This is a genomic window from Methylocucumis oryzae (assembly GCF_000963695.1).
GTDB lineage: Bacteria > Pseudomonadota > Gammaproteobacteria > Methylococcales > Methylomonadaceae > Methylovulum > Methylovulum oryzae.
This window is the reverse complement of the sequence record NZ_LAJX01000279.1, coordinates 1-6,482: the sequence shown is the minus strand read 5'-3', so window position 1 is coordinate 6,482 and position 6,482 is coordinate 1. Positions and strand designations below refer to the sequence as shown.

General features: G+C 43.6%; 10 protein-coding genes and 1 rRNA gene. 2 read left to right on the top strand and 9 right to left on the bottom strand.

Annotated elements, in window-relative coordinates; translation table 11 throughout:
* Positions 1-38 precede the first annotated feature (38 nt).
* Both rrf and VZ94_RS20015 read left to right on the top strand, forming a co-directional pair.
* Positions 39-154: ribosomal RNA gene (gene rrf, locus VZ94_RS20020) — 5S ribosomal RNA — on the top strand.
* A 98-nt stretch (positions 155-252) separates the two neighbouring features.
* Entirely contained in the window at positions 253-897 is a 645-nt protein-coding gene (locus VZ94_RS20015; protein WP_045780581.1) for a hypothetical protein, read from the top strand.
* A 113-nt stretch (positions 898-1,010) separates the two neighbouring features.
* Here VZ94_RS20015 and VZ94_RS31220 read toward each other — a convergent pair whose 3' ends face one another.
* The 9 genes from VZ94_RS31220 to VZ94_RS26215 form a co-directional block, all read right to left on the bottom strand.
* Positions 1,011-1,172: a nitrogen fixation protein NifQ gene (locus tag VZ94_RS31220; protein WP_275575338.1), complete on the bottom strand. Its 162-nt coding sequence runs from the start codon at positions 1,170-1,172 to the stop codon at positions 1,011-1,013.
* Positions 1,162-1,584, bottom strand: a complete 423-nt coding sequence (locus VZ94_RS31215) for a nitrogen fixation protein NifQ (RefSeq protein WP_275575337.1) — start codon at positions 1,582-1,584, stop codon at positions 1,162-1,164. Before VZ94_RS31215 ends, VZ94_RS31220 begins: the two co-directional genes overlap by 11 nt.
* A complete protein-coding gene (locus tag VZ94_RS20005) occupies positions 1,584-1,934 on the bottom strand; it encodes a 2Fe-2S iron-sulfur cluster-binding protein (RefSeq protein WP_045780580.1) in 351 nt (116 codons plus the stop codon). Before VZ94_RS20005 ends, VZ94_RS31215 begins: the two co-directional genes overlap by 1 nt.
* Positions 1,935-1,958: 24 nt before the next feature.
* On the bottom strand, positions 1,959-2,246 hold the full coding sequence (locus VZ94_RS20000) for a 2Fe-2S iron-sulfur cluster-binding protein (RefSeq protein WP_045780579.1): 288 nt from the start codon (positions 2,244-2,246) through the stop codon (positions 1,959-1,961).
* A 26-nt stretch (positions 2,247-2,272) separates the two neighbouring features.
* Positions 2,273-3,556, bottom strand: a complete 1,284-nt coding sequence (locus tag VZ94_RS19995) for an FprA family A-type flavoprotein (protein WP_045780578.1) — start codon at positions 3,554-3,556, stop codon at positions 2,273-2,275.
* Positions 3,549-3,971 (bottom strand): ArsC/Spx/MgsR family protein, encoded by a 423-nt coding sequence (locus VZ94_RS19990; protein ID WP_045780577.1) that lies wholly within the window; start codon positions 3,969-3,971, stop codon positions 3,549-3,551. The genes VZ94_RS19995 and VZ94_RS19990 overlap by 8 nt, the downstream gene beginning before the upstream one ends.
* A gap of 8 nt (positions 3,972-3,979) precedes the next feature.
* Positions 3,980-4,222, bottom strand: a complete 243-nt coding sequence (locus VZ94_RS19985; protein ID WP_239650108.1) for a 4Fe-4S dicluster domain-containing protein — start codon at positions 4,220-4,222, stop codon at positions 3,980-3,982.
* Positions 4,223-4,414: 192 nt separating this feature from the next.
* Positions 4,415-5,902, bottom strand: a complete 1,488-nt coding sequence (nifB, locus tag VZ94_RS19980; protein ID WP_045780576.1) for a nitrogenase cofactor biosynthesis protein NifB — start codon at positions 5,900-5,902, stop codon at positions 4,415-4,417.
* 358 nt (positions 5,903-6,260) lie between these two features.
* Positions 6,261-6,482 (bottom strand): hypothetical protein (locus VZ94_RS26215; RefSeq protein ID WP_045780575.1); only part of this gene is annotated, 222 nt, incomplete at its 5' end.

Here is a 6,482-nt window from a genome sequence, read left to right as displayed (position 1 = left end):
CAAAAATAACCACAACGACCTAAACACAACTAGTTTTGCTTGGTGACCATAGCGAACGTGAACCACCCGATCCCATCCCGAACTCGGAAGTGAAACCGTTTAGCGCCGATGATAGTGTGGCAGTTTGCCATGCGAAAGTAGGGAATTGCCAAGCACCTTTCCCTAAACCCGCCTCGTTATATCGAGGCGGGTTTTTTTATGCCTTAAATAAAGTTAAACTAGGCTTTAAGTTTTTTAGCGCTGCAAAAAATTATGAAAACCGGCACTTTCAAACAATGGACATTAACTGAACTCGATAATGCATTTGCACTTAAGCAAACGTGGGATTCTGTTTTGATGCAGAAATGGGAAGCCGGTGCAGCAGATATTACAGTGGCTGAAAAAGAAGCTTTGCTTAAACTGCAAAAAACCTTAATACGAGGTGGACGGGCATGGAATGAAGTAGAACTGGAAAATAAATTTATCAGCCCAGTGATTATGATTGCGGATATTGATGACGAGGAAATCGGCTACTTTTTAGAACGCAATTTATCGGGTGTGGTAGGTGATTATGAGTTGTCCGGCGTGGTTGACGGCATGATTGCGACTGGCTTTCGTGATCCTGGACTGCCACTCTTTTGTTTACATGAATATAAACGCAGTATTGAAAATCAAGGCTCGCCGGATGCACAAGTTTTGGCTGCGATGTTAGTTGCTAGGGAAAAAAATGACAATAAACTACCGATTTATGGACTGTTTGTGATTGGTTTGGTTTGGAATTTTATAGTTCTGGAAGGTAATCAGTATTGTATTAGTCGTGAATATAAGGCGACTGATGACGAGTTGTTTGAGATTTTTCAATATGTTGAAAACATTGAAAAAAATCATAAAAGTAGAGCTGATACAAACAGGCGTTAAAACGTCTTAATGCCGATGCTAGTGTAGCAGCTTGGCCTGTGAAAAAAGGAAGGCAAACTCTTAAAACTAAATTTCGTTGCTTTTTATGCCCAAGATTTATTAGCGCAAGACGATTATTCAGGCCCAAAACACTTAGGATAATCAATACACACTTCACAAGATGGTGCGCGGCAGATATAAATGCCTTCGGCTTCGCATAATTGTTTGTATAAAAACTTTTTCCATTTCATATCCTTAGCATTTTTTGCCGCTAACTCTGGAAAATTATAAGCCAGTAAAGCGCTTAATTTGTGTTCTTGACCATAAACCTAAGTCTTGCCATAAATGGTCATTGCCTAAACACGCAGCCACTAATAGCGCAATGACCCAATCGGTTTCAATATTGTCGTCACGGCGATATTGTTTAAGTAAATTAATTAAATCTTCTTTTTCTAACATACGCGTCGCATCAAGCTGAACCGCTGAGGCTGCGTCATGCGATAACGTGCAATGTGGAAAAAAATGCTGTTGCATCGCCTCGAATTCAGCGTTCTGCAAGCCTAAATAATCCGGTAGTACACCTTGACCGTCATACCAACTCGCAAGCATACAGCTAAACCACTCGTGGTTAGGACTGCTAAAGCCGCATGGGCTTAACCATGCCAGTAGCGACTCCCGGTTGTCTTTAGGTTGCAGAACGCTGGCCATTAGTATTCGACCAATATATCTTCGTCGCGCACTATCATTTGGCACGCTAAGCGCCAGGGTGACGGTAAATCATCGACTATCATTTGCTCGGCTTCGGCTTTGCTGAGCTTGCCTGCTGCGTGCAATACTGATTTTTCTTTTTCAGTTAATGGCCCACCCATACGACCAATTTTTTTGTCTACGCTGGTGACTTTAACTGCACAAGTGCCGCATTCACCATCTTCGCATTCAAAGTTAATGGGTATTTTATTTTCCCGTGCCAGTTTTAATAAGGTTTGGGTGTGACTGCCAGCTACCGCGTAAACAGTTTTATCGCGGTATTCTGGACTTGAAAATGTAACGATTGCCATGATTGACCTCTTTATATTTAATAATTAAACGGGTTTAACTTTTATCACGCCGCCTAAAATCTGGGCTTGACAAGCGAGTCGATTATGTTTGCCTGCCATGTTTTCGCGCAATACTTTGTCTTCTAATACGGATGGTTCGGTTAGATTATTCCAACCTTCAGTCACTTTCATAATGCAGGTGCCACAATCACCTTCCCGGCAGCCATAGGTAATACCAGAACCAACTTTTTCTGATATTTCTATGATGCGCGTTCCAGCAGGCGCGGTAACAGTCACATTGATGTCTTCAAAGGTTATCGTTGCTTTAGCCATGTTGTTCTCCTTGGGTGTTAAAAAGCTCAGCCCAGCTCGGCAATATCTATAATCCGCGCTGGCCTAATACCGACTAAATCTTCGGCTATGTCTTGCCCGAATTGTCGGCATTGTTGTATTTCCTCGTCGGTAGGAATTAATTTAATACGCAGCCCAGGAAATGGGACGCGTAGTTTTAAGCCACGCAAACGATCTTCAACCATTCTGACGCCTTCACCAGACCAGCCATAAGAGCCGAATACTCCGCCTAGTTTAGACTTTAGGTTAATCACGGTGAGCGACGACAGTAAATCCCACACGGGTTTTACTGCATCACCGTTAATCGTTGGCGTGCCAAATAAAATAGCGTCAGCATCTTCAATTAAATCGACAAACGGCGCTACTTCACTGCCTTCTAAGTCGTATAACGAGACTCTGACGTTATCAACCCCTGCGGCACCATCAAATATTGCTTCGGCCATGCGTTTGGTATTGCCATAAGAGCTGATGAAGAAAATTAATAAGGTTTTTTCATTGCCACTGATTTCGCTTGGCAAGGCATTACCTGTGAGTTCCCGATAACGTTGCACATAGCGCTGGGGTTGGTCACGTAACAAAGGGCCATGTGCGGGTAAAATGGCTGTTAAAGGTAATAACGGTTCAATTAACGACAACGCGCGTGCAACATAGTCTTTAAAAGGCCGCATGATGTGGGCGTAGTAGTATTCAAACGAAAAGCGGAAATCGCCGACTTCATCGTTAAACAACCGGTTGTCACAGAAATGACAACCAAAGACATCGCCGGAGAATAAAATCTTTTCTTCCGGCAAGTAGGTGCATTGCGTATCAGGCCAATGCAGATAAGGGGTATGTAAGAATTCAAGCTGACGGTCACCTAATGAGACGGTATCGCCAGTAAGTACAGGAGTAAATTCAAACTCATCTTGCTTCAAGAGTGCTTTTAGCATCGCTTGAGCTTTTTGCGAGATAAACACACAGGCTTTGGGCGCACGTCGCATTAACTCTGGTAATGCGCCGGTATGGTCGGGTTCTAAATGGTTTAAGACAATAACTTTTATTTCGTCATAACGTGCAACCGATTCTAATCTGGCAAAAAACTCATCAGCGAAGTTTTGTTTAACGGTATCAATCACAGCCACACCTTCGCTGCCACGCACGACATAGGCGTTGTAAGTCGTACCGTTCGCCGTTTTTAAAATAATATCAAACGTGCGCAGGGTAGGGTCTAATGCACCTACCCAGTGTACACGTTCGCTTAACGCAATCGCTTGCGGTAAGCCGTTTGCGTTGAACAGTGGTTGCCTAATCATAACCGCAGCTAGCTTGTGCTAGCATTTTAGGACAGGCTTCCAAATCGTATTCAGGTTTGATTTCAGTTAACCCTATCCAGGTATCAACCAATTCCTGGTCAAAACCCGCTAGTCGCTCATGGCCTACTTGCATTAGTGGTCTGCGTATTAACAGCGGTGTATCCACCATTAACGCTAGCGCTTGTGTCTCTGATAATAGCTCAGGTTGCACATGGCCTAGCTTTATCATAGGCGCACTGTAGTTAAACCAATTGGTTACCGGCAGCTTGCCAAAAAATGCGCGTAATTGCTCTGCTTGCCACGCTTCAGTTAACAAGTTTTTAGCGATAACCTTATGTCCAGCTGCCGCTAACATTTTTTTTTGCCGGGTATTGCTAACACAACCAGGCTTTTCATAGAAATAAACCGTTGCCATGTCTACTCCTAATGCGCCCTCAATTCAGCCATGGCCTCAGCCATTTTTTCAGGTGGAATACCTGTTAATGAGCCAGGTGGGTTAATTTCTTCGCCCAATGAGTTAAGTATCGCACCTTCAATAGGGCAAATACTTGCACATTGGAACACCGGATAGTCTCCTTCACATTCTGTGCATTTATTCGGATTAACAACAAAATGTTTTTTGCCTAAAAAAAATAGCCTTGCTGGGACAGACAGGCTCACAGGCATAACAGTTGACACACGACTCTACAATTTTAACGGCCATGACGGACTCCTTAGCTAAGACAAATTGCGCGTAGCTTGTGGGGGCAGATTATTACCCACAACTTACCTGCGACATGCCCTAACAGCTTGTCCAAAAAAGCGGGTTGCAGACTTCGCTGCAACCCGAACACACCCTCACCTAACACATGAACAACTTTAACCGGTCGCTCTAGCCGCCTCTGACTTTTCGTCTAATTTACCTGCGGCGGCCATCTCCTTATAAACAGCCATGACAGCTTCCTCGATTGGCTCCATGCCATGATCGCCATTTGGCATAATGCCGGCTTTCTCTAACATATCCCAAGGCTCGTAACCGACTTTAGAACATAACACCGCTTCACAACCTTCTAGTGAACGCACCGTTCTTTGCAATACGCTTTCACCATCGCCGCAGGTGCTATCACCACCGCAGTATTGATCGGTCTTGCGGTGACTAATGAAACGCACGCCTTCTGGCGAAGCTTCGTAAATTAAGAACTCTTTGGCATGACCGAAATGCACGTTAATCACGCCTTGACCACTCGTTGCTACCGCCATTAACACCGGACGTGTGGTTAACTTAGGCTCAGCTTGATGTTTAATTGCGACTTCATGTTTTTGCTGGCGTTTGCTATCCATTTCTTCTTGAATCGCTTGATGAATGACTTTGCGTTTTTCCATCGCCGCTTGGTAATCAATTTCCATTGCTTCGATTTTATCCATCGTGAATTCATCGCCACGGTCTTCACCTAGTAAACCAACCGCATCCGCACGGCATTGACGGCAATGACGCATCATGTTCATATCGCCAGAACATGCATCTTGTAAGTCTTGTAATTCATCCGGTGTAGGCCCACGCTGCCCCATGACGCCATAGAACGTGCCATGCTCGGCTTCAGCGATTAACGGCATTACATTGTGTAAAAACGCGCCTTTGGATTTAACCACTCGACTGACTTCAGCTAAATGCTTGTCGTTAATACCTGGAATCATTACTGAGTTAACTTTGACTAAAATCCCTTTAGCAATCAGCATTTCCAAACCTTTTTGTTGTTGCTCAATCAGGATTTTGGCGGCTTTTTTGCCTTTAATGCGGCGATTTTCCCAGTATATCCACGGATAAATCTTGGCGCCGATTTCGGGGTCTACGCAGTTAATGGTAATCGTGACATGGTCGATATTGTGTTTAGACAATTCTTCCACAGCTTCTGGCAGTGCTAAGCCATTCGTGGACACGCATAATTTAATATCCGGCGCTTCTTGACTTAAACGGCGGAAGGTTTCAAATGTACGTTCAGGATTAGCTAAAGGGTCACCGGGACCGGCGATACCTAATACGGTCATTTGTGGAATAGTGGCCGCAACGGCCATGGTTTTCTTGACGGCTTGATCGGGCGTTAACAATTCAGATACGACGCCTGGACGTGATTCGTTAGAGCAATCGTATTTACGGTTACAATAATGACATTGGATATTACAGGCTGGCGCAACGGCTACATGCATTCTGGCAAAATAGTGATGCGCATCTTCAGAATAACAAGGGTGGTTTTGCACTTTTTCCCGAATCGAGTCAGGTAAAGCGTCCATTTGACTTTCGTTAGTACCGCAGGAACTCGCAGAGCAACCGCTTTTCACCGGCGCTTCATTTAAAACTGGTAATTGCATGGTAGTGACCTCGATAGTTGCATTCGTATCGAGACTAATGCATAGGCCATGCCAAGTTTAATTTTATTTAACTATTTGATAATTAAGTGGTTATTTATTTTATTTTTGATAACCACTTAAAATTTGTCAGAAATAACACAGGTTTATTTAATATTTTGTTGGGAACAACACAATGGTGGCTTGTTATAAACGCGAAAATCAAGCCCCTTCGGTGAGTAAACCGACAATGACAGCATGTGCTATGTATTTATTTTTAGCGCTACCAACTTACTGTAGGGACAGGACATTGTCCCATCATAGTCGTTTTTAGTAAGGTACGCATTGCGTACCTTATCCAAAACCATTCAGAAGATGTGTTTTATTGTTCAATACGCTTACGAGTTGTCGTTTCAGGCATAGATAAACTATTTCTATCCCAACCCTCCATATTTAGTACTTCATCTAAGCATTGTTCCATGAGTTGATGGGCTTTTTTCGTCACCTCGGCAATTTTTAAATGTACTTGTGCGTCTAGTTCGCTAGTGGCTGCGTCTTTTAAACACACGTTTTGATAATCAAATAGCTTACGCAAATACGTTAT